Annotated in this window: 21 protein-coding genes; 13 read left to right on the top strand and 8 right to left on the bottom strand. The window is 71.7% G+C overall.

Annotated features, from left to right (window positions below):
* Positions 1-26 precede the first annotated feature (26 nt).
* The 4 genes from AC3EUV_RS01835 to AC3EUV_RS01820 all read left to right on the top strand — a co-directional run bounded on the left by AC3EUV_RS01835 (position 27) and on the right by AC3EUV_RS01820 (position 3541).
* The gene (locus AC3EUV_RS01835) at positions 27-734 is read left to right on the top strand and encodes a response regulator transcription factor (protein WP_042161105.1); all 708 of its coding nucleotides are present in this window, start codon (positions 27-29) and stop codon (positions 732-734) included.
* Complete coding sequence (locus AC3EUV_RS01830; RefSeq protein WP_435601958.1) at positions 731-2338, top strand: ATP-binding protein; 1608 nt, start codon at positions 731-733, stop codon at positions 2336-2338. Before AC3EUV_RS01835 ends, AC3EUV_RS01830 begins: the two co-directional genes overlap by 4 nt.
* Positions 2335-3018 carry a hypothetical protein gene (locus AC3EUV_RS01825; RefSeq protein WP_435601957.1) on the top strand — a complete coding sequence of 228 codons (684 nt, stop codon included), beginning with the start codon at positions 2335-2337 and terminating at the stop codon, positions 3016-3018. The genes AC3EUV_RS01830 and AC3EUV_RS01825 overlap by 4 nt, the downstream gene beginning before the upstream one ends.
* A gap of 121 nt (positions 3019-3139) precedes the next feature.
* On the top strand, positions 3140-3541 hold the full coding sequence (locus tag AC3EUV_RS01820; protein WP_435601956.1) for a DnaJ family domain-containing protein: 402 nt from the start codon (positions 3140-3142) through the stop codon (positions 3539-3541).
* Positions 3542-3571: 30 nt separating this feature from the next.
* On the opposite strand, the gene AC3EUV_RS01815 is transcribed toward AC3EUV_RS01820, so the two are convergent.
* The gene (locus AC3EUV_RS01815) at positions 3572-4846 is read right to left on the bottom strand and encodes a DUF5005 domain-containing protein (protein ID WP_435601954.1); all 1275 of its coding nucleotides are present in this window, start codon (positions 4844-4846) and stop codon (positions 3572-3574) included.
* Positions 4847-5127: 281 nt separating this feature from the next.
* On the opposite strand from AC3EUV_RS01815, the gene AC3EUV_RS01810 reads away from it, so the two are divergent.
* The 3 genes from AC3EUV_RS01810 to meaB all read left to right on the top strand — a co-directional run bounded on the left by AC3EUV_RS01810 (position 5128) and on the right by meaB (position 10408).
* Positions 5128-7014 (top strand): methylmalonyl-CoA mutase family protein, encoded by a 1887-nt coding sequence (locus tag AC3EUV_RS01810; protein ID WP_435601953.1) that lies wholly within the window; start codon positions 5128-5130, stop codon positions 7012-7014.
* Positions 7015-7167: 153 nt separating this feature from the next.
* Positions 7168-9390, top strand: coding sequence for a methylmalonyl-CoA mutase (gene scpA / locus AC3EUV_RS01805; protein WP_432140567.1), 2223 nt, complete (start codon positions 7168-7170; stop codon positions 9388-9390).
* Positions 9391-9400: 10 nt separating this feature from the next.
* Positions 9401-10408 (top strand): methylmalonyl Co-A mutase-associated GTPase MeaB, encoded by a 1008-nt coding sequence (gene meaB, locus AC3EUV_RS01800; protein ID WP_435601952.1) that lies wholly within the window; start codon positions 9401-9403, stop codon positions 10406-10408.
* Between the two features lie 97 nt (positions 10409-10505).
* Here meaB and AC3EUV_RS01795 read toward each other — a convergent pair whose 3' ends face one another.
* Positions 10506-12014, bottom strand: coding sequence for an MFS transporter (locus tag AC3EUV_RS01795; RefSeq protein ID WP_432140565.1), 1509 nt, complete (start codon positions 12012-12014; stop codon positions 10506-10508).
* A gap of 85 nt (positions 12015-12099) precedes the next feature.
* Between AC3EUV_RS01795 and AC3EUV_RS01790 the strand changes: the two genes are divergently transcribed.
* A complete protein-coding gene (locus tag AC3EUV_RS01790) occupies positions 12100-12486 on the top strand; it encodes a MarR family winged helix-turn-helix transcriptional regulator (protein ID WP_435601951.1) in 387 nt (128 codons plus the stop codon).
* A gap of 66 nt (positions 12487-12552) precedes the next feature.
* On the opposite strand, the gene AC3EUV_RS01785 is transcribed toward AC3EUV_RS01790, so the two are convergent.
* Together AC3EUV_RS01785 and AC3EUV_RS01780 are read right to left on the bottom strand one after the other, a co-directional pair.
* A complete protein-coding gene (locus AC3EUV_RS01785) occupies positions 12553-13488 on the bottom strand; it encodes a LysR family transcriptional regulator (protein ID WP_432140563.1) in 936 nt (311 codons plus the stop codon).
* A gap of 107 nt (positions 13489-13595) precedes the next feature.
* The gene (locus tag AC3EUV_RS01780; protein WP_432140562.1) at positions 13596-14105 is read right to left on the bottom strand and encodes an ATP-binding protein; all 510 of its coding nucleotides are present in this window, start codon (positions 14103-14105) and stop codon (positions 13596-13598) included.
* Positions 14106-14301: 196 nt separating this feature from the next.
* Here AC3EUV_RS01780 and AC3EUV_RS01775 point away from each other — a divergent pair, with 196 nt between their 5' ends.
* Positions 14302-14538: a DUF397 domain-containing protein gene (locus AC3EUV_RS01775; protein WP_190142334.1), complete on the top strand. Its 237-nt coding sequence runs from the start codon at positions 14302-14304 to the stop codon at positions 14536-14538.
* A 219-nt stretch (positions 14539-14757) separates the two neighbouring features.
* Positions 14758-15666, top strand: a complete 909-nt coding sequence (locus AC3EUV_RS01770) for a helix-turn-helix domain-containing protein (RefSeq protein ID WP_435601950.1) — start codon at positions 14758-14760, stop codon at positions 15664-15666.
* 78 nt (positions 15667-15744) lie between these two features.
* On the opposite strand, the gene AC3EUV_RS01765 is transcribed toward AC3EUV_RS01770, so the two are convergent.
* Entirely contained in the window at positions 15745-16560 is an 816-nt protein-coding gene (locus tag AC3EUV_RS01765) for an SAM-dependent methyltransferase (RefSeq protein WP_432140560.1), read from the bottom strand.
* A 516-nt stretch (positions 16561-17076) separates the two neighbouring features.
* Between AC3EUV_RS01765 and AC3EUV_RS01760 the strand changes: the two genes are divergently transcribed.
* Both AC3EUV_RS01760 and AC3EUV_RS01755 read left to right on the top strand, forming a co-directional pair.
* The gene (locus AC3EUV_RS01760; protein WP_435601949.1) at positions 17077-17724 is read left to right on the top strand and encodes a TetR/AcrR family transcriptional regulator; all 648 of its coding nucleotides are present in this window, start codon (positions 17077-17079) and stop codon (positions 17722-17724) included.
* Between the two features lie 62 nt (positions 17725-17786).
* Positions 17787-18656, top strand: coding sequence for a class I SAM-dependent methyltransferase (locus tag AC3EUV_RS01755; RefSeq protein ID WP_435601948.1), 870 nt, complete (start codon positions 17787-17789; stop codon positions 18654-18656).
* A gap of 88 nt (positions 18657-18744) precedes the next feature.
* On the opposite strand, the gene AC3EUV_RS01750 is transcribed toward AC3EUV_RS01755, so the two are convergent.
* Positions 18745-19263, bottom strand: coding sequence for a GNAT family N-acetyltransferase (locus tag AC3EUV_RS01750; protein ID WP_432140557.1), 519 nt, complete (start codon positions 19261-19263; stop codon positions 18745-18747).
* Positions 19264-19328: 65 nt separating this feature from the next.
* A complete protein-coding gene (locus AC3EUV_RS01745) occupies positions 19329-20654 on the bottom strand; it encodes a PucR family transcriptional regulator (RefSeq protein WP_432140556.1) in 1326 nt (441 codons plus the stop codon).
* 195 nt (positions 20655-20849) lie between these two features.
* Between AC3EUV_RS01745 and AC3EUV_RS01740 the strand changes: the two genes are divergently transcribed.
* A complete protein-coding gene (locus AC3EUV_RS01740) occupies positions 20850-22358 on the top strand; it encodes a hypothetical protein (protein WP_435601947.1) in 1509 nt (502 codons plus the stop codon).
* Positions 22359-22446: 88 nt separating this feature from the next.
* Here AC3EUV_RS01740 and AC3EUV_RS01735 read toward each other — a convergent pair whose 3' ends face one another.
* Positions 22447-22944, bottom strand: coding sequence for a DUF6314 family protein (locus AC3EUV_RS01735; RefSeq protein ID WP_432140554.1), 498 nt, complete (start codon positions 22942-22944; stop codon positions 22447-22449).
* Positions 22945-22985 lie beyond the last annotated feature (41 nt).

Below are 22985 nucleotides of genomic sequence, written 5' to 3'. Positions count from 1 at the left end.
TCATGAAACTTATTGATACTGGTCCCATGCCACGTGTACTTCTGATCGAGGACGACGCCGCCGTACGGGACGGAGTGACCCTCGCGCTACGGCGGCGCGGCCATGAAGTGGCCGCCGCGGCCAGCGGCGAGGAGGGCCTGGACGTGCTGCCGGGCTTCCGCCCGGACATCGTGCTGCTGGATCTGATGCTCCCCGGCAAGGACGGCTTCGAGGTCTGCCGGCTGATCCGCGCCGAGCGGCAGCTGCCGATCATCATGCTCACCGCCCGTGGCGACGACCTCGATGTGGTGCTCGGACTGGAGGCCGGGGCCGACGACTACATCGTCAAGCCGGCCCGCGGTGAGGTCCTCGAAGCCCGCATCCGTGCGGTGCTGCGCCGTACCGCGCTGCCGGCCGAGGGCACACCGGCCGCCGCCGAGCCGGGCCCGGCCCCGGTCGAGACCTACGGCGAACTGGCCATAGACCGCGCCGGCCTGGTGGTCGGCAAGGGCGGCCAGGACCTGGCGCTGGCTCCCTCGGAGATGAAACTGCTGCTGTTCCTGTCCGCCACCCCGGGGCAGGTCTTCAGCCGCCAGCAGCTGCTGGAGCAGGTGTGGGAGCACAGCTACCACGGCGATGCGCGGCTGGTGGACGCCTGTGTCATGCGGCTCCGGACGAAGATAGAGGACACCCCGCGCAGCCCTCGTTACGTCCAGACCGTGCGTGGCTTCGGCTACCGCTTCGGACCCCTGTGAAGCGCCCCCGCCGCTGGGCGGACCTCCCCCGCCTCGGGCGCGGGAATCCCCAGCTGCTGCGTGGGCTGCGGGCCCGGCTCGTGGTCGGATTCCTGGTGGTGGCGGCCGTCAGTGCGCTGACCACCGCGCTGCTGACCTACCAGGAGGCGCGGAACGCGATCCTCCAGCGCTCCCAGGACATCGCCGTCAACGATCTGCGGGCGCAGGTCAATTCGCTGGCCCCGGAGCTCCCGGTGCCGCCCTCGCAGGCCGACCTGGACTCCTTCCGGGTCCAGCTGGAGCGCTCCGGGAAGTCCCGGGACTGGGACATTTCGGTGCATTACCGCGGTGTGCGGGACAGCGGTGACGGCAGTCTGCGCGGCGATGTCGTGATCCCGGCCGGCCTCAAGGAGTCGGTGGAGAAGCGCCATGTGCCGGTCTTCCAGCGGGTGGACCGTGGCGGGGATCCGTGGCTGCTGATCGGGATGCCGGTGCGGCAGACCGACGGCGAGGCCTCCGCGCTGTCCGTTTATGCCCAGCTCCCGCTGTACGCCGAGGAGGACAATGTCGAGGCGCTGGTGAGCGCCGCCCAGCGGGGTGCGCTGCCGGTGCTGGTGCTGACCGTGATCCCGGCGCTGCTCGCCGCGCGCGGGGTGCTCCGGCCCGTACGGGGGCTGCGGCAGGCCGCCGGGCGGATCGCCGAGGGCAAGCTGGACACCCGGCTGGAGGTCAAGGGCGCCGATGAACTCGCCGATCTGTCCCGGACGTTCAACGACATGGCGGCCCGGCTGGAGGAGAGCATGGCCGAGCTGCGCCGGCTGGAGTCCAACGCCCGGCGGTTCGCCGCCGATGTCTCGCACGAGCTGCGGACCCCGCTCGCGGCGATGACCGCGGTCACCGATGTGCTCGACGAGGACGCCGACTCCCTCGACCCCGACACCGCCTCCGCAGTCCGGCTGATCAGCCAGGAGACCGGGAAGCTGGCGCGGATGGTGGAGGACCTGATGGAGGTCTCGCGGTTCGACGCGGGGGCCGCGGCGCTCCATCTCGACGAGGTGGACGTCGCCGAGACCATCCGTAAGACCCTTCAGGCCAGGGCCTGGCAGCAGCGGGTGACGGCCGAGCTGCCGGCCGGCGTACGGGCCCGGCTCGATCCGCGGCGGCTCGATGTGGTGGTCGCCAACCTGGTCGGCAATGCCCTGCACCACGGCGGCGAGCCGGTCCGGGTGCGGCTGCACACCCCGGAGCCGGGCGCGGACCGGCTGCTGATCGAGATCTCCGACAGCGGGCCCGGTATCGACCCCGAGGTCCTGCCGCATGTCTTCGAGCGCTTCTACAAGGCGGACTCCGCCCGGGCCCGTTCGGAGGGCAGCGGCCTGGGTCTGGCCATCGCGATGGAGAACGTCAGGCTGCACGGCGGCGTGATGCGCGCGGCCAACTCCCCCGAGGGCGGTGCGGTGTTCACGGTGGATCTGCCGCTGCGGCACGCCGGGACGCACGACGCGGCGGCCGAAGGGGCACCGGACGCACCGGACGGCCCATGGGAGGCCGACGAGACACCGGACGACAGCCGGGGCGGCGCACACCCCGAGGCCGGAAAGCCCGCACAGGAGAGCCACATATGAGCGTCAGCAACGTCCGGAACACCCTGCGTGCGGCGCGGGCCCGGCGGCTCGTCCTCGGAGGTGCCGTCATCGGGGCACTGGCCTGCGCCCTGTCCGGCGCGCTGACCGGCTGCGGGATCGCGCCCACCGATGTCATCGACGCCGGTGAACCCGCCAGCGGCGTGCGGTCGCCGGGCCAGCCCGAGGCCGATGTCCAGCTGTTCTTCTACGGTCCGTCCGGGCTGCGCTCCGCGACCCGGCCGGCGGAGAAACCGGCCGACCCGGAGACGGCCCTCCAGCTGCTCATGAAGGGCCCGAATCACGCGGAGCGGATGCGCGGCCTGACCAGTGTGCTGTCGAAGGCCCTCGCCATGCCGCACGCCGAGACCCGCGAGGGCGCCGTGGTGATCAGCCTGCCGGTGTCCGCCGCGCGGCTGGACTCCGGGTCGCTGAACCAGTTGGTGTGCACCGCGGCCAATGCCCGGGTGCCCGGGAACAAGCCGTCCGGGGAGGTCGCCGTGACGCTGACGAGCGAGACCGACCGGATCGGCCCCATGGTGTGCGGCGGCAACAACGCCTTCCCCGTCGTCGAGCCGAGCCCGACCCCGCCGTCCAGTACAGCGCGGCCGGACACCGGTGAGCCCGGTACGGACGGGTCCGCCACCGGCGAGTCCGGTCCGGAGCCCGGCCCGACCGGCTGAACCGCCGCGCCCGCCCGTACCGCCCCGGCTCCGCGTTACCGTGAAGGTGGGTACGGGCCCGCCCGGCACACCGCCCGGGGAAGCGGCCGACCGGCCCCTGCATCCTCGGGAGACGCACGCGATGACCGAGCGCAAACCCCCCGGTGTCAGCTTCGAGAGCTGGATCGACAGACAGATCCGGGAGGCGACGGAGCGCGGCGATTTCGCCGGCCTCCCGGGTGCCGGGAAGCCCCTCCCCCACCTCGATCAGCCGTATGACGAGATGTGGTGGATCAAGGACAAGATGAGCCGGGAGCACCTCTCCTACCTGCCGCCGAGCCTCGCCCTGCGCAAGGAGACGGAGGACGCCCTGGAGGCCGCGGCCGCCGCCCCCACCGAGGCGGCCCTGCGCCGCATCCTGACGCCGGTCAATGAGCGCATCCGCGCGGCGCTGCGCACCCCGCTCGAAGGCCCTCCGCTGAACCTCGTACCGTTCGACCTCGACGAGGTGGCCCGTAAGTGGCGGGAGCAGCACGGGAGTTGAAGAAGCTGGGCGCCGGACCCGCGCCGCGACTCACGGCCCGACGGGGCCCAGCCGTACCCGCAGGAAGCGCGGCCGGTACAGGTCCACATCGCCGTTGAGGCGGGTGTCGGCCGGGACGCCGGGCGGGCCGAGCCAGTTGATGTCGTAGCTGAGCAGCAGCGCGCCGTCGGCGGTGAACTCGGGGTGCGCCTGCGGGTTGTAGACCGCGAGGTGCTGGGGATCGGGGGCCGGTGGGCGGGGTGGGGTGACCCGGCCGTTCGGTCCGTGCCAGGGGCCGCGGGCTGAGCAGGACCAGTAGCTGGTGAGGGCCCGCATCCCGGCCGCGCCGCCGCCCCCGGTGTCCATGGTGATCAACACCCAGGCGGGGCCGTCGCGGACGACGGTGAAGGCGGTGCCGACGCCGCGCGGGCCGCCGTCCCGCAGCACCGGCCGGGCCCGCCCGGCCCGCCGCTGCCAGTGGGCACCGTCCCAGAACCGCCAGCTTCCGCGGTCCCCCAGCCGCCCGGCCGGGACCCGTGCGAGATAGGCGCTGGAGGCCGGTGCCGACGGGGGGTCGTCGCTGCCGAAGACATAGGTCCAGTCGCCGTCGCGGACCGCCGCCGCACCGTAGAGGACGCGCCGGCCCGGGTCCGCGGAGGTCGGGCCGACGGCTTGGGTGATGCCTTCCAGGCGCAGGCCGGGGAGGGAGAGCGTGGCGACCTCGGTGCTGTGCGGCATGCCGAAGATCCACGGTCCGGTGCCGGGGGCGCGGTTCCACAGCAGGACCCGGACCACTTTCCGGTCCGATCCCGGCCCGCGGGGCTCCACGCTCGCCCGGACCGGCCAGCGCCAGCCGCCGCCGGGCGGGTCGGGGAAGTACGGGCCGGGGGCGGTCGCGGTGCCGCCGGTCAGGGTGCGCTCCAGCCGGCCCGAACGGGACATCACCACCGCGGAGTTGTGCCGCAGGAACGGGGTGCCGCCGGTGTCGGCGGTGCGCCAACGGCGGTGCTCTCCCTGCGGATTGGGCGGTTCCTGGATCCGGTCGAGGAAGGTGTCGGAGAAGAGCCAGAGCGTCCGGCCGTCGGGGAGGCGCACCGAGTGGGTGCCGTCGCCGCCGGTCCAGTCGTCGACCCGGGTGTTGTCATCGCCGTAACGGGCGAATTCCGCGGTATGCCGGGAATCGGGGGACCAGGCGGTGATCCGGCGCCCGGTGCAGGTGGCGGCGTGGCCGGGGGCGGCGGTCCGCGGCAGCGCCCAGAGGAGCGCGGCGACGGCCAGCAGTAACGTGGCGACGGTCACGGTGCGGGTCAACGGCGCCTTGGGCATCGCACTCCTCTGGGGGTCCCCCTGCTCCTTAAGAGCTTGGGGGAAGGGGCCACGTCCTTAAGAGCTTGGGGGAAGGTGCCGCGCCCACCGTACTGAACCTGCGCCGACGCCCCGGGGCGGACACGTCCCGTAGGTCACCGGATGACTTCGTGCGAGAGGGGCGACCCGCCCCACCTGCCCCATCCGGCCCATGGATATCAACATTTCTGCACGGTCAACGAGTGCAACGTCACAGCTGGAGCCCCTGCTCCAGCTAACGGTCGTTCGCCTAGCCTGCTGCCATGACCGCCGAGTCCCCCGAACTCCCCCTGGCCGCAGCCTTCCCGGATGCCGACCGCGCACAGTGGCAGCGCCTCGTCGAAGGCGTGCTGCGCAAATCGGGCGTCGCAGAAGCAACGGGCGCCGCCGCCGAGGACGCGCTCGCCACCGATCTCCAGGACGGCATCCGCGTACGCCCGCTCTACACCGCCGAGGACGGTACGGCCGCCCTGGGCCACCCGGGCTTTCCGCCCTTCGTACGGGCCGGCCGGCCCGAGGGCACGACCGTCGCCGGGTGGGACGTACGCCAGCGCCATGTCCACACCGATCCCCAGCGGGCCAATGAATCGGTACTGGCCGATCTGGAGAACGGCGTCACCTCGGTCTGGCTGACCGTCGGCGACGGCGGGGTGCCGGTGGCCGGTCTGGAGCAGGCACTTCAGGGGGTCTATCTGGACCTGGCCGCGGTGGTGCTGGACGCGGGCGCCGATTTCGCGGCGGCCGCCGAGGAGTTGCTGCGGCTGTACACGGCGTCCGGTGCGCCGCTGCGTGAGGCGGCCGGCTGTCTGGGCGCCGACCCGCTCGGCCTGCTGGCCCGTACGGGTGATGACGCCAAGCTGCGCCTCCAGTTGGAGTCGGCCGCCCGGATGGCCGCGCGCTGCGCCACCGACGCACCCGGTGTGCGCGCGCTGGCCGTCGACGCGCTGCCGTACCACGAGGCGGGCGGCTCGGCCGCCGAGGAGCTCGGCACCTCGCTGGCCACCGGCGTCGCCTATCTGCGGCAGCTGACGGGCTCCGGCCTCGGCATCGACGACGCCTGCCGGCAGCTGGAGTTCCGCTACGCCGCCACCGCGGACCAGTTCCTGACCATCGCCAAGCTGCGGGCGGCCCGCCGGCTGTGGGCGCGGGTCGCCGAGGTGTGCGGGGCCTCCCCCGCCGCGTCCGCGCAGCGCCAGCACGCCGTCACCTCCACGGTGATGATGACCCGTCGGGACCCGTGGGTGAACATGCTGCGCACCACGGTCGCCGGGCTGTCCGCGGGAGTGGGCGGCGCCGACGCGGTGACGGTGCTGCCGTTCGACGCCGCGCTGGGTCTGCCCGACGCGTTCGCCCGGCGGATCGCCCGTAACACCCAGTCCGTGCTGCTGGAGGAGTCGCATCTGTCGAAGGTGATCGACCCGGCGGGCGGCTCCTGGTACGTGGAGAGCCTCACCGATGAACTGGCCCGCGCCGCCTGGGCGTGGTTCCAGGAGGTCGAGGGGGCCGGCGGCCAGGCCGCGGCACTGCGCTCCGGGATGATCGCCGGCCGGCTGGCCGACACCTGGGAGCGCCGTAGCGAGGACCTCGCCCACCGGCGCGAACCGGTCACCGGGGTCAGCGAGTTCCCGCATCTCGCCGAGCCGCCGGTGGAGCGCGAGCCGGCGCCCGCACCGATCGGCGGAGGGCTGCCGCGGGTGCGCAGGGACGACGCCTTCGAGCGGCTGCGGTCGCGCTCCGACGCGCAGCTGGCGGCCAGCGGCTCCCGTCCGAAGGTCTTTCTTGCCGCGCTGGGCCCAGTCGCGACACACACCGCGCGGGTGGCCTTCGCCGCCAATCTGTTCCAGGCGGGCGGCATCGAGACGGTCGCCGGGCCCGCGCCGGTGGATGCCGGGTCGGTGGCCGAGGCGTTCGCCGCCAGCGGCGCGCGGATCGCCTGTCTGTGCGCGAGCGACTCGGTGTACGGCGAGCAGGCGGCGGCCGTGGCGGCCGCGCTGAAGTCGGCGGGTGCGCTGCGGGTGTTCTCGGCAGGGCGCCCGGACGAGCGCCGCGAGGCATACGAACGAGCCGGTGTGGACTCGTTCGTCTTTGCCGACTGCGATGCGGTCGGAGTGCTCACCTCGGCGCTCGATGTCATGGAGGTGGCGTGGTGACTCCGCTCCCCTGCCTGACGGAGGGGGGCTTCCAACCCGAAGATTGCGGTCCAGCCCGAACCGATCCCCTGCGGGACTGGGCAAAACTACCACGAGCCAGCGAACCAATTCCCTCAGTAACCGAAACTGGCAGCCCATTCGCTAGGAGCCTCCATGGGTGACACAACACAACAGGCGGGCGCCATCCCGGACTTCAGCACGATCGAGCTGGGCGAGCCGGGCGCCGCAGCGGAAACCGGCCGGTGGGTGGAGGCCGTACAGCAGGCCACCGGCAAGGGCGTGGCGGATCTGACGTGGGAGACGCCGGAGGGCATCGACGTCAAGCCGCTGTACACCGAGGCGGACCTCGACGGGCTGGACTTCCTGGGGACCTACCCGGGCATCACGCCGTATCTGCGCGGCCCGTACCCGACGATGTACGTCAACCAGCCCTGGACGATCCGGCAGTACGCCGGTTTCTCCACCGCCGAGGAGTCCAACGCCTTCTACCGCCGCAACCTCGCGGCCGGCCAGAAGGGCCTGTCGGTCGCCTTCGACCTGCCCACCCACCGCGGCTACGACAGCGACCACCCCCGGGTGACCGGCGATGTCGGTATGGCGGGCGTCGCGATCGACTCGATCTACGACATGCGGCAGCTCTTCGAGGGCATCCCGCTGGACAAGATGACCGTGTCGATGACGATGAACGGCGCGGTGCTGCCCGTTCTCGCCCTCTACATCGTGGCCGCGGAGGAACAGGGCGTATCTCCCGAGAAGCTGGCCGGGACCATCCAGAACGACATCCTCAAGGAGTTCATGGTCCGCAACACCTACATCTATCCGCCGCAGCCCTCGATGCGGATCATCTCCGACATCTTCGCGTACACCTCGCAGAAGATGCCGCGCTACAACTCCATCTCCATCTCCGGCTATCACATCCAGGAAGCGGGCGCGACGGCCGACCTGGAGCTGGCGTACACCCTGGCCGACGGGGTGGAGTACCTGCGCGCGGGCATCGAGGCGGGCATGGATGTGGACTCCTTCGCCCCGCGCCTCTCCTTCTTCTGGGCGATCGGCATGAACTTCTTCATGGAGATCGCCAAGCTCCGCGCGGCGCGGCTGCTGTGGGCGCGCCTGGTCCAGCGCTTCGAGCCGAAGAACCCCAAGTCCCTTTCGCTGCGCACCCATTCGCAGACCTCGGGCTGGTCCCTGACCGCGCAGGACGTGTTCAACAACGTCACGCGTACGTGTGTGGAGGCGATGGCCGCCACCCAGGGGCACACCCAGTCCCTGCACACCAACGCCCTCGACGAGGCCCTGGCGCTGCCCACCGACTTCTCCGCCCGTATCGCGCGCAACACCCAGCTGTTCCTCCAGCAGGAGTCGGGCACCTGCCGGGTCATCGACCCGTGGGGCGGCAGTGCGTACGTCGAGAAGCTCACCCACGATCTGGCGCAGCGGGCCTGGCAGCACATCGAGGAGGTCGAGGCGGCCGGCGGGATGGCCAAGGCCATCGACGCGGGCATCCCCAAGCTGCGCGTCGAGGAGGCCGCGGCCCGGACACAGGCCCGGATCGACTCGGGGCGGCAGGCGCTGATCGGCGTCAACAAGTACCGGGTGGAGACCGACGAGGAGATCGAGGTCCTCAAGGTCGACAACTCCTCGGTGCGGGCCCAGCAGATCGAGAAGCTGAAGCGGCTGCGCGCCGAGCGCGACGAGGCGGCCTGCCAGAAGGCGCTGCGTGCGCTGACCGCGGCGGCCGAGTCCGGTCCCGGCGAGGGGCTGGAGGGCAATCTGCTGGCGCTGGCGGTGGACGCGGCCCGTGCGATGGCGACGGTCGGTGAGATCTCGGACGCACTGGAGTCGGTCTACGGGCGGCACTCCGGCCAGATCCGTACGATCTCCGGTGTGTACCGAGACGAAGCGGGCCCCTCCTCCGGTGTGGAGCGCACCCGGTCGCTGGTGGCCGAGTTCGAGCGCGCCGAGGGCCGCCGGCCGCGCATCCTGGTGGCCAAGATGGGCCAGGACGGCCATGACCGCGGCCAGAAGGTGATCGCCACGGCCTTTGCCGACCTGGGCTTCGACGTCGATGTCGGCCCGCTGTTCCAGACGCCGGCCGAGGTGGCCCGCCAGGCGGTGGAGGCGGACGTCCATATCGTCGGGGTGTCGTCGCTGGCGGCCGGCCATCTGACGCTGGTGCCCGCGCTCAAGGAGGCGCTGGCGGCGGAGGACCGCGAGGACATCACGATCGTGGTGGGCGGGGTGATCCCGCCGGCGGACGTACAGCCGCTGCGCGACATGGGCGCCGCCGCGGTGTTCCTGCCCGGCACGGTGATCCCCGAGGCCGCGCACGATCTGGTGCGGGACCTGGCCTCGGTCCTCGGCCACGAGCTCTGAGCGGGGGGTCATGCCTGCGACGATCGATGTCGAACGGTACGCCGAGGGTGTCCGGGCGGGTTCCCGGGCCTGGATCGCCCGCGCCGTCACCCTGGTCGAGTCGACCCGCCCGGACCACCGGGCGGCGGCCCAGCGGCTGCTGATCGAGCTGCTGCCGTACTCCGGTTCGGCCCGCAGAGTGGGCATCAGCGGGGTGCCGGGCGTCGGCAAGTCGACCTTCATCGACGCGCTTGGCACGCTGCTGACGGGGATGGGGTACCGGGTGGCGGTGCTCGCCGTCGACCCGTCCTCCAGCCGTACCGGCGGCTCCATCCTGGGCGACAAGACCAGGATGGAGCGGCTGGCGACCGACCCGGCGGCGTTCGTCCGGCCCTCCCCCACGTCCGGCACGCTGGGCGGGGTCGCGCGGGCCACCCGGGAATCCATCGTGGTGATGGAGGCGGCGGGCTATGACGTGATCCTGGTGGAGACGGTCGGCGTCGGACAGTCCGAGACCACCGTCGCCAACATGGTCGACACCTTTCTGCTGCTGACCCTGGCGCGCACCGGTGACCAGCTCCAGGGCATCAAGAAGGGCGTGCTGGAGCTGGCGGACCTGGTCTCCGTCAACAAGGCCGACGGCCCGCACGAGCGCGATGCCCGCTCCGCGGCCCGTGAACTGGCCGGTGCGCTGCGGCTGTTGCAGCCACCGGACGCGGCCTGGACGCCACCCGTGCTGACCTGTAGCGCCCGCGAGGGCACCGGCCTGAAGGGCGTCTGGGAGCGGATCGAGCAGCATCGCACCCTGCTGGAGTCCACCGGGGCGCTGGCCGAGCGGCGCCGGGTCCAGCAGGTCGACTGGACCTGGTCGATGGTGCGCGAGCGGCTGATCGACCGCCTCCAGGAACACCCCGAGGTACGCCGCCTGGGCCCGGAGGTCGAGCGCGCGGTACGCGACGGCGAACTCACCGCCACGCTGGCCGCCGAACGCCTGCTGGACGCCTTCGGCTTGGGGGACGGCGCGCGGGGCGAAGCCTAGGGAATCCCCCCGTCATCCCTGGCGGGCGCACGACGACAGCTACGGCGCATCCCGGCTGCGGCTCATGCGCAGCCGGGATGTGCCGTGACCGGACGGGTCAGTCGACGAGGGCGAGCTCCCGCTCGTCCGACGACGGCGCCGACTTCACGGCCGGCTTCTCCGCCGGGTCTTCCACCGACGCGTCCGCCGGCCGGTCGGCCTTGCGCCGTCCGAGCACTCCCGACAGTCCGATGAGCAGGCCGATCGCCGAGAGCACGGTGATCGTGAGCAGCGCCGGGGTGAAGCCGGCGAGCAGGGCGTCGGGGCCGGTCTTGCCTTCGCCTCCGGCGGTGAGCACCGCGGTGACGATGGCGAGTCCGATCGCGCCGCCGACCTGCGTCGAGGTGTTCAACAGGCCGCCGGCCAGGCCCTGTTCGTGGTCCGGGATGCCGGCGGTGGCCTGGATGTTGAAGGACGCAAAGGCCAGGGTGAACCCGATACCCAGCAGGATCATGCTGGGCAGCACACCGACGGCGTACGGGGCGTCCCGGTCGATGACGAGGAAGAGCACATAGCCGACGAGGTGAGCGATGACGCCGCCCGCGATGGTGCGCGCGGTGCCGACCCGTTCGATCAGGGGATCCATCCGCGGCGAGCCGAAGGCGACGATCACCGCGGCCGGAAGGAAGCCCAGCGCGGTCTGGAGCGCCGACCACTGCAACACCGACTGGAAGTAGAGCATGACCACGAACTGGAAGCCGATGTAGCCGCCGAAGAACACGGATATGCCCAGGTTGGCCCGGGCCAGCGAGCCTGAGCGGAGGATGCCGAGCCGGACCAGCGGATGCGCACTGCGGCGCTCGATCACGAGGAAGGCGGCCAGCAGCACCGCGGCGATCGCGAACTGGATCAGGGTCTTCGGCGCGGCCCAGCCGGCCTCCGGTGCCTCCACGACGGTGTAGACGAGCAGCAGCATCGCGCCGACCGAGGTGATCGCCCCGGGGATGTCATAGCCGCCGGAGGCGCGGGGGCCGTCCTTGGGGAGCAGGCGGTTGGCCGCTATCCACGCGATCACCGCGACCGGGACCGGGAGGAAGAACGTCCACCGCCAACCCACCTGGGTCAGCAGGCCGGAGAGCACCAGGCCGGCCGAGTAGCCACTGGCACCGAAGACGGAGAAGACGCCCAGCGCCTTGTTGCGCGCCGGCCCTTCGGCGAACGTGGTCGTGATGATGGACAGCGCGGCGGGCGCGGTGAACGCCGCCGCCATGCCCTTGAGTATGCGGGTGGCGATGAGCAGGGCTCCGTCGTCGACCAGACCGCCGAGGACGGAGGCCGCCGCGAACACGGCCACCGCGGTCAGGAACACCCGGCGGCGGCCGAGCAGGTCGGCGGCGCGTCCACCGAGCAGCAGCAGTCCGCCGTAGCTGAGGACATAGCCGCTGACGATCCACTGAAGCGCGCTGGTGGACAGGCCCAGGTCCGCCTGGATGGACGGGAGCGCGACACCCACCATCGAGACGTCGAGCGCGTCGAGCCCGATGACCAGGGAGACCGTGAGCAGAACTCCCCAGAGTTTGGCGTTCCACGTGGGTGTGGAGGCGGACAGGGGTGCGGAGGAAGTCATGCCGTGACTCTTACATGCACGCACATCGAATGCAAGCGCATTTAATTTCTGTGCATCAAATGCTTCCGCATGTTAACCTGGCCCCATGACAGGTGGCTCGGAGCAGGAACTGGTCAAGGAGTGGCATGGGCTTCTCGCCCGCCATGCCACCGTGCACAGTGCCCTGGAGCAGGAGTTGCAGGCGGAGCACGGCCTCAGCGTCAGCGAGTTCGAGGCACTCGAGCTCCTCGCCTCCTCCGACCACGGCAAGTGCCGCGGCCAGGACCTCACCAATGTGGTGCATCTGAGCCAGAGCGCCGCCTCCCGGCTGGTCGCCAGGCTGGAGCGCGGCGGCCTCGTCGAGCGCGTCATGTGCGATCTCGACCGCCGCGGCATCTTCGTCGTCCTCACCGACCAGGGCCACCGGCGCTACGACGACGCCAAACCGACCCACCGCTCCGTACTCGCACGGACCCTCCGCGGAGAAGACTGACCGGCTCCCGCAGGCAGGCGATGACGGCCACGGTCGGACGTGGCCGTAAGCGATGCCGGCCGACCCCTAGGACAACGGGAGGGGACCGGCCGACGTACGCAACTCCGGTGCCGGTACGCCATGTAGCCGTCCGGTGAAGTGGGCGACGGCCAGATCCCGGAAGCGTGCGGCGGCCGTGGTGAGGTAGCTGTCCTCGCGCCGGACCAGGCTCAGGGTCCGTACGCAGTCGGGGGTGTCGAGATGCAGCCAGGCGAGCGGCACGGCCGCGAGGTCGGGCCGGGCCAGCGAGGGCATCAGGCCGATGCCGAGACCGGCCGCGACCAGGAAGTGGGTGGCGCCCGGTTCGTCACCCTCGCAGGAGATCACCGGGCGGCGTCCGATCGCGCCGAACAGCCGCTCCAGCAGGGCCCGTTGCCAGTGACCCGGCCTGGTGGTGATGAAGGGTTCCTCGGCGAGCTCGGCGACCGTGACCCGTTCCCGGCCGGCCAGCGGATGCCCGGACGGGACCACGAGCAGCACCTCTTCGTGCAGCAGCCGCACCGCGCCCAGACCGGGCCCGGACAGCGGCTGCGAGGCGATGCAGAAGTCCACCTCCCGGGCCCGCAGCTGCTCCCGCATCACGTCGGGGGTGGACTGGAAGCAGCGCACGGTGACCCCGGGGTGGGCGGCGCGGTATCCCGCCAACAGCTCGGTGAGCGGCAGCAGCGTCTCGGCGGCGACGGCCACCCCGCCGTCGTCGAGTCCGGCCGCATCGGCCATCTCCCGGCGGGCGTCGTCGAGTTCGTCCAGCGCCCGCTCGACCCGGGTCAGGAACGCGGCGCCGTAGCGGTTGAGCCGGATGGCGCGGCCGTGCCGGTCGAAGAGCGGCACGCCCAGTTCGGCCTCCAGCCGAGCGATCGTCCGGCTCACCGAGGGCTGGGCCACCCGTAGTTCCTCGGCGGCCCGGCTGATGTGTTCCCGGCGCGCGACCGCACGGAAGTAGCGCAGGGACAACAGATCCATCGGCTTCTCGGGCCTTCCGCTCGGGTGACGGCGACCCGGGAATCGTCACACACGGCAGACCGGCCTGCTCCGTGCGCGGGCCGCCGCGAGGTTCCGTACGAGCGGCCTCAGCCGCGTACGGACATCGTCGCCCAGACCGTCTTCCCCGACCGGTCGGGGGGCGTCCAGCCCCAGGACTCGCTCAGCCGGTCAACGATGTGCAGACCGCGCCCGGATTCCGCCAGGATGCCCCCGGGCCTGATGACGGGTGCGCCGGGGCCGGCGTCCGAGACCGCGCACAGCACGGTGGTCTCCTGCCGGGTCAGTGCCAGCCAGGCGTTGCAGAAGGGCGTGGGTGCCACGGTGTCCTCGTCCTCCGCTCCGGCGGTCCGGAAGCCGTGGCGCAGGGCGTTGCTGACGAGTTCGGAGACGACCAGGACCGCGTCATCGGCGAGGCCGGTGCACACCTGCCAGCTCTCCAGGGTCGCCCGGGTGAACCGGCGGGCTTCCGGCACGGTGCGTGCGGTGCCGCTGAGGGCACAGGCGGCGAAGCCGTCGGGGGCGGGCATCCACCAGGCGTCCTCACACGGTTCCTCCCGAGGGCTGTGGTGCACGGTGTCTGCCGGATGTGTGGTCATCACCATCTCCGCGAAGGGGAATTCGGGGCTGGGCCGGACTGCCTCGGAGGGTTAATATCCTCGGCAGCCGTCAGCCGGTGCAAGTGCATCTGCAATTACATCGGCAAGGACGGTGCCCCAGGGGCTCGTTCACGCCAAGGTGATCGAAGGCTCGGCATCGGTCGGAGGAATGACCTCCAGTAAGGGAGCAGCTGTGATGGAGTCGGTGAGCAACGGCATACAGGCCACCAGCATCGAAGGCGCCGTCTGGCGCAAGAGCCGCCGCAGCAACCCCAGTGGCAACTGTGTTGAACTGGCGGTTCTTTCGGACGGCGGGGTGGCGGTGCGTAACTCCCGGTTCGCCTCGGGTCCGGCACTCGTCTACACCCGCGAGGAAATGGTGGCCTTCGTCCAGGGCGCCAAGGACGGCGACTTCGACGATCTCATCGCCTAGGACCGGCGCGGACGCCGCCACGATTGGCGCATATGTCGACTGGATAGTCACCCCAGCTGTACGCACGCTGGGGGCAATGGGACACTAAGCGTTCACCCGACCACTCAGGGGAGTCAGCATGAGCGAGCACCGGATGGGGGTTCTCCCGGCCGGAGGTCGGGGGACCGTTGAAGGGTGCGAGCCGCGCGCAGGCGAGGCCGGGCGAAGTGAGGATTCGGCATGAACGCCGCGCAGCCGAACAGCGCTCCGTCCCTGCGCCGCTATCTCGACCACCCGCGGGGCGGCCCGACCGTTCTGCGCATCGTGCTGGGCACCCAGCTGCGCCGGCTGCGGGAAACGGCGGGCATCACCCGGGAGGCCGCCGGGGACGCCATCCGCGGCTCGCACGCCAAGATCAGCCGGCTGGAGCTCGGCCGGGTGAGCTGCAAGGAGCGGGATGTCGCCGATCTGCTGACGCTCTACAACGTCACGGACGAGGCGGTCCGCGCCGACTTCCTCAAACTGGCCCGCCGGACCAGCAGCCCCGGTTGGTGGCATCAGTACGGCGATGTGCTGCCCGGCTGGTTCGAGACGCATATCGGCCTCGAAGAGGCCGCCTCGGTGATCCGCACCTACGAAGTCCAGTTCGTTCCGGGCCTGTTGCAGACCGCCGACTATGCCCGTGCGGTGGCACAGCTCGGTCATCCGCGGTCCTCGCCCGAGGAGATCGAGCGCCGGGTACAGCTGCGGGTCCAGCGCCAGGAACTGCTGACCCTCCCGGACGCGCCGCGGGTATGGGCGGTGATCGACGAGGCGTCCCTGCGCCGCCCGCTCGGCGGGCCGGAGGTGATGGCGGGCCAGCTCAGACATCTGCTGAAGATGACCGAGCTGCCGAATGTGACGCTCCAGATCGCCCCGTTCAGCCTCGGTGGACTCGCGGCGGCCGGTGGTCCGATCACGATCCTGCGGTTCCTGGAGCCGGATCTGCCGGACATCGTCTATCTGGAACAGCTGACCAGCGCGCTCTATCTGGACAAGCGCGATGATGTGGACCACTACCTCGCGGTGATGGACCGGCTCAGCGCCCAGTCCGAGTCGCCGCGCGAATCCGTGGCGATCCTGGAGCGGCTGCTCAAGCAGGAGAGCTGATTCGCACGGTCCCGGCGGAGCGGGGCGGGGCACCCACCGGGGTGCCCCGCCCCGTTTCCGCGTTGCGGGGTGCCCGCGCTACGGCTTGCGGGCGACGCCGCCGTACTCGATCCACTCCTGGGTGAGCTGCTTGGGGCCGATGCCCGCCTCCGGCTTCCAGGTGGAGACCTCCACCAGGCCCGGCTCCTGGACCTCCAGCCCCTCCAGGAATCCGGCCAGTTCATGCGCCTGACGCACCCGCCCCCACTGGCCGTGGGTACTGACCCGCATGAATTCGGTGACGAAGTCGCGGGTCGCGGCGTCCTCGCTGACCAGCTGGCACACCACCAGGAAGCTGCCGGGAACCAGCCGGTCGGCGACCCGCTTGATCAGACCCGCCGGGTCGTCGGCGTCCGGTATGCAGTGCAGCACGGAGACGAACAGCGCGGCGACGGGCTGCTCGAAGTCGATCAGCCGCTCGACCTCGGGGCTGCCGAAGATGCCGTCGGTGTCCCGCATATCCGCCTGGATGACCGCGGTGTTGGCGTTCTCCTCCAGCAGCGCCCGGCCGTGCGCCAGCACGATGGGGTCGTTGTCGACGTACACCACACGGGACTCCGGGTCGACCTGCTGGGCGACCTGGTGGACGTTGTCCTGGGTCGGCAGACCTGATCCGTGGTCGATGAACTGCCGGATGCCGTGTTCCCGCGCCAGCCAGCGGACCACCCGCTGGAGGAAACGCCGGTTGTTGATCGCCAACACCTGGGTGCTCGGGACGACCTTGCTCAGCTCGTCACAGGCCTCGCGGTCGACGGCGTAGTTGTCCTTGCCCCCGAGGTAGTAGTCGTACATCCGCGCCACACTCGGGATGCTGACGTCGACGACGCTGGACTGCGGTCGCGTCTCTTGGCTCATTCCACACTTTCCCGTCGCTTCGACAGCCCTCAGGCAGGGGGCAGCGGCTGATCGTTGCGTGATTGTACGACCACGCCCCGCAGTCCCCAACATACCCAGCGGAGGGCTGCTGTTGCAGACGAGCGACCGTGTTCCTTGTGCCAATAGGTGAGGTGACGGAGTGTCAGGAGAGCCAGTCCCCGCCGTCAGGACAGGCAGCCCGGGGGTACGGGCCGCCACCACGCCACTCACAGGCGGCGGCCCGTTCCATGTCCGGCGACACCCAACGCCGGGCACGCCCCCCGCGCGGTCCGGGCCCGACCCAGGAACAGACACCCAGGCCCTGCCGCATCCGGTTCCGTCCCGGCAGGCACCCGAGCAACTGCCGTTACGGACTGGGGCGTTACGTGAGATCGCCTACCACCGTCACCCCGCTTTACACCTATCGATCACGACGCCGATCAGCGCCGCCGGCCACCGGCAAGCTGACACCCAGGTCACCTTACTCGCCAGTAAGGTGGGGGTAAGGTGGCACGAATGAGCGACATACGCAGGCGACGCCTCCCCCGGCCGGTCCGGGAGCAGCTGATCATCGACGCGGCGATCGGGGTCTTCGCCAAGCGCGGCTACCACGCCTCCTCGGTCGACGAGATCGCTGAACTCGCCGGAATTTCCAAGCCGATGGTCTATCTGTACCTCGACTCCAAGGAAGGACTGTTCCTCGCCTGTCTGCGCCGCGAGACCGAGCGCCTGGTGACCGCGTTCCGGGCCACCGCGGGCCCGGCGCCCTCCCCCGAACTGCGCCTGCGGGCGGGGCTGCTGGCGTTCTTCACCTTCGTCACCGAACACCCGGACAGCTGGGTGATGCTGCACCGCCAGGCATCGGAGCTGAGCCCGGCGATAGCGGCGGAGCTGGCGCAGAGCCGACGGGCGGTGCTCACCGAGGTCTCCGGGGTCGTCCGGACCTGTAGTGCGGAGCGGGCCGGCCCCGCCTGCGCGGAGGACGAGGCCGACTTCGTGGCGTACACCCTGGTCGGGGCGGCGGACTCGCTCACCGACTGGATGGTGCTGCATCCCGACGAGCCCCCGGAGCGGATCACCGTGCGGCTGATGAACATGGTGTGGGTGGGGATGCGCAATGTCCTCGACGGGGAGGTGTGGACGACGCCGGCCGCGGAGGGGTAGGGCGCCCGCCGCCTCGCCGTCCCTACTGGTGGGCACCCCGGCCCGGCGGGTAGAAGGGACGGATGACCATGAACAAGAGTGAACTGACGCCCCGCCCGGGAATTCCGTCCACCGCCGAGGAGATGGTGCTGGCCAACCAGGCCAACTGGGACGCCCGCACCCCGATCCATGTGGCCAGCGAGTTCTACGGGCTGGACGGCTCCCGCACCGCCGAGGACTGGTTCGCGCCCTTCGAGTGGACCGATCTCGGCGAGCTGACCGGGCGGGACGTGCTGCATTTACAGTGCCATCTGGGCACCGAGACGGCCGCCTTCGCGGAGCGGGGCGCGCGCACGGTGGGCCTCGACTTCTCGGCGGCGGCGGTTACGGAGGCGCGGCGGCTGGCCGAGGAGGCCGGCCGGGACATGGAGTTCGTGCAGGCGGATGTGCACCGGGCCCCGGAGGCGCTCGGTGCGCGGCGCTTCGATGTGATCTACACGGGCAAGGGGGCGCTGTGCTACCTGCCGGACCTGACCGCCTGGGCGGGGATCGTCAGCTCACTGCTCCGGCCCGGTGGGACGTTCTATCTGGTCGAGTTCCATCCGCTGCTGGACTCCCTGGGGCCGGCCGGCGGCCCGGACCAGCAGGAACTCCGGCTCCGGAACGACTACCTAGGGGGTCGTGGCCCCCTCAGGAGCGATACGCCGTGCACCTACACCGACGGTCCGCCGGTGCAGGGCGCCACCACGAGCTATGAGTGGCGGCACGGCCTCGGGGAGGTCATCTCCGCCGTGGTCGGCGCGGGGCTGACCGTCCAACTGGTCCGGGAGACCGAGCTGCTGCCCTGGAAGCGGTTCGACTCGATGGTGCCGGGCGAGAACGGCTGGTGGCGGCTTCCGCCGTCGGAGCCGATCGTTCCGCTGCTGTACGCACTGCGGGCGGTCAAGAACTGAGGCCGTTCCGGCGGGCGGTGGCAGCAGCTGTGCAGCGAGCATCCGGTGGTCCGAAGCCTTCGGACCACCGGAGAGCACGGCCCGGGACCTAACGGGCGGTCGGCGTACCGGGCGGAGCGGTGACCTGCGCAAGGCTGCGGCGGTATAACAGGCCAGGGCGACCGCAGAGCTCGCTCTCGCCGACGACGGTGAATCCTGAGCGGGCCAGCACGGCCCACGAGGCCGGGTTGTCGAGCGTGGTCGCGGCGCGCAGGGTGGTCAGCCCGTAGCTGGTGGCGGCCAGGTCGCACAGCGTCCGTACGGCCCGGGTGGCCAGCCCCCGGCCCGTGGCACGCTCGGCGATCCGGTACCCGAGTGCGGCGCCGCCCTCCGCGACATCCACGAGGTTGACCCGCCCCAGCACCTCGTCCTCGGCGCCTACCAGGACGTGGAAGTAGCAGATCCCGGCCGCCTGTTCGGCGAGCAGGGCACGGTGCCGTTCGTCGAACCGGGCGAAGTAGTCATCGCCCCGGTCAGGGACGGACGCGGCGAAGTAGGCCCGGTTCTCCTGCTCGAAGGCGAGCAGCGCGGGGGCGTGGCCTGGGCGGAGCAGCTGTATCTCGGGCATGAACAGGAATATAGGCAACCCGGCCGGGATCCGGTTCTTGTTTTGCGGCAGCAGCGGCAGGCGCCTCAGTTCGCCGGCCCGTGGAGCCGGCGGTGGGTCAGCGCCCACCAGACCTCGGCCAGGTCGGCCGGGTCCCGGAGGTTGGTGCCGGTGATCTCCTCGAAGCGCCGCAGGCGGTTGCGCAGGGTGTTGGGGTGCACATAGAGGGTGCGCGCGGCGGCCTCCAGGCGCAGGCCCTGTCGTAGGTAGGCGGCCGCGGCCTCCGCCAACTGGGCGCCGTCCTCGCCCCGTTCGGCCAGCGGGGCCAGGCGGAGCCGTACCAGCTGTTCTCCCACGGCCGGCAGCGCCACGACCGTGGCTCGCAGCCCCAGCTCCTCGCGGGTGTACGCGCCGACGAGCCCGAATCCGGCGGCGGCCCGCAACGCCTGGGTGGCCCGGGTGAATTCGGTGGCGACCCCGGAGACAGGCGCCGGGGCGCCCAGGCCCAGGATCAGGCTGCGGCACAGCCCGGCCGGGCGCCCGACCAGCAGTCCCGCCACATCCCCGTCCACGGTCGTGACCAGTGGGCGCCCCGCCTCGTCCAGGGCGAGCCAGGGGCGCAGCAGGGCGACGGTCCGGTGGAACGCGCGGTCACCGGGGCCGGCGTGGCCCACGACGGCAGGGGCACCGACCGGTGCGCCGGGCGGGGCGTCCTCGGGCAGCCGCGCCCGGAACGGGAGGCGGAGGGCGCTGTGTTCGTAGGAGCCGTCCTCGGTCTCCGCGTCGTCGGCGTGGCCCTCTGGCCGGTATCCGTCGGCCGGGCCGTCGCCGGTTCGCCCGGCGCCCCAGGCACCGAGGGACGTGTCCCACCGTGCCTCGCCGAGCAGCAGGGCGCGGACCATGGCCGCATGCCGGCGCTCGGCCGTCGGGTCGTCTCCCTGGAGGCCGACCCGGCAGCTGCGCACGATCCGCAGGGTGTTGGCGTCGACCCAGGCGCGCAGGGTCTCGGCTATCGGCAGCAGGTCCTCGGCGGTCCCGCCCCGGGCCGTCATCTCCTCACCGAAGCGGCGCCAGACGATATCCGTGCCGATCCGGTAGGCCGAGATGACGTCCTCGACGGGCAACGCGTGGGCCAGGGACGTCACCTCGTCGAGATGGCTCTCCGGGATGCCGTACGCGGGGGCGTCGCCACGACCGGCGGCTCGCGCGCTGCGCCGCTCCTCGGCCCAGCGCTGCACCAGCGAGAGGCCGTTGCGCAGGGACGCCAGCACCCTGGGCCTGAGCCGGTCCGCCGACACCGCCGCGTAGGAGGGGAGTTGGGACCGCAGGCCGTCGATGACCTCGTCGGTGAGCGCGTCGATGCCGGCATGCAGCGCGGCGGTGGACTCCGGCACCGTTGTGGAAGTCTCCACCCGTCCCCTCCCGACTCGGTGTCTTTCCCCATGGCGAAAGCGATCATTCGTCGCCATGCTACGAGGAAGCCGCCCGAACCCCTACAGATGTTCGAACTTGGACGACTTTCCCCAGCCGTCCGGACTCGTCCCGGCGTTCGGTGCGCGGCCCCGCTGTCCCCCTCCCCATCACCCCCCGCACCATCGAGGAATCCCATGGCTGTTTCCTGGCGTCGTATCGCGGTGCCCGCCGCCGCGGTCGGCGTACTCGTCCCCGCCGCCCTCGGCACCCACGCCCTGCTCTCGGGTCCCGACAAGCCGCGCACGTCCTCGGCCGGCGCACCGGCCGCCGGGCCGACGGCCCCCGGTGCCGTTCCGGACGATGCCCAGGCCACCGGTCCGGAGGGCGGTGCCGCGGTCGCCAGGCCGTCCGACGCACCGAGCCCGTCCGGCAATTCGGTCTCCGTACAGCTCTCGTCGTACGACGCGCACCGCAAGCAGGCGGAGCTCAAGCCGTCCGCCGGCAAGACCGTACGGTCCGGGGATGTGGTCGCCGCCGCGCCCAACCGGCACGCCCCTTCGGGTGCGCTGTTCAAGGTCCGCAAGGTCACCGGCTCCCACGACGGCAAGGTCCGGGTGACCACCGCCCCCGCCACACTCTCGGAGCTGCTCGGCGATCAGAACGTGAACCAGCGCACCGCGTTGCGTCCCGGCGAGATCTCGGTCAAGCCGCTCTCCTCGGGTGTCACCGTCCAGAAGCGACCCGGTGCGGACACCGGTGGCACGGCCACTCCGTCCGGCGAGCCGGGCACTCCGTCCGGCAGCCCGGACGCCACCGCCTCCGGCTCCCCGAGCCCTTCGGCGTCCGACTCCTCCGGGGTCCGCACCCAACTCGCGCCCTCCGGTACCCGGGCCCCCTCCTCCTCCGACAGCGCGCTGCCGCCCGAGGCGCGGAAGGCGCTCACCACCCTGCGGCTGGGGCTCAATATGCCGCTGCCCAAGGGCGTGCAGGCGACCGCCAAGTCTCCTGCCCGGCTGTCCGGCGAGGTGTCGTTCCGGCCCGAGCTGATCTTCCAGTACGAGAAGCGCGGCGGGCTGAACCTGCTGCCGCAGCGGGCCGCCATCGGCCTCGGCGGCTCCTACGGCTATGGCTGGCAGGTGCACGGCAAGGTGCGCGGTACCGCGGACACCGGGCAGGTCGCGGTGCCGATCGCGGCGGTCACCGGCCGGCATGTCTTCTGGGTGGGCCCGGTGCCCGTCGTGGTCAGCACCGAGGTCACCTTCACCTACCGCTTCACCGCGGACGGCCGCATCGTGCTCGACGCCGACCAGCGCACCAACGGTTCGTTCGCCGTCGGTGCGAAGTACGACCGCAGCAACGGGTGGCAGCCGCTGCACGAGGCGCGGCAGCAGACGAAGGGCGCGGCGCCGCGGGTCGAGGGCGCGGCCTCCGCGACGGCCCGTATCGGGGCGCGTGCCGAGGTGTTCCTGTACGACACGGCGGGCGTCGGCGGTGATCTGTCCGTCCACCTGACCGGGCGGGCCGCGGCCGCGACCGGTGGCGGCGCCCCGGCGTGGGCGCTCAGCGCGGGCTACGACCTGAAGACCGAGCTGATGCTGCAACTGAAGATCTTCGGTATTCAGATAGCCGATCTGCGGACCACGCCGTTCGCGCTGCACGACGAGCGGAAGCTCTTCGGACGGGGCAAGCTGCCCGCCGCCTGATCCCGCCGCGAAACGACCGCCGGCGCCCCCGGGGACACCTGTCCTCGGGGGCGCCGTGCGTGGTGGGAGGCGGCCGGCCCGGCCACGGTCACCCCAGCCGCCGGTACACCGAGCGCAGTAGTTGGTCCTTGGCCGGGCCGCCGACCCGCCACTCCAGATGCCATTCGTCCGGGCCGACGGCGGTGAAGGTCCCCTCGTACCGGTCCGCGGCACAGGGGTGGACGGCGGTCCACCGGCCGGTCCGGAGGTCGAGGTCGTGGAAGGGCCGGCCGTCGGCGAATTCGACCCCGGCGGTGCCGTCCGGGCGGGGCCGCAGACGCAGCGTGCGGCTCGCGGGGTTCGCCGTCCCGCCCCACGTCAGCCGCCCCTCCTCGTGGTGCAGCAGCGTCTCGCCGGCCGCGTCGGGCCGGAACTCGGCGGTGCCGCGGTAGCTGCCCTCGGTGCCGTTCCGCAGGTCGCCCACGGTGCGCTCGATGCTCCAGCGGCCGGAGAGGTAGGCCGCGACATCGGGCACGGGGTGCGGCCCGGTGGCCGTCCCTTCCCGGTCCCGCCCCGGCTTCCGCTCCCGGCTCAGCTCGCTGCCCATCCGTCCATTGTCCCGTCCGCCGCACCTGTCACTCCGTCGGC

Source organism: Streptomyces sp. bgisy130 (assembly GCF_057708345.1).
This window is presented reverse-complemented; position numbering and strand designations above follow the sequence as displayed.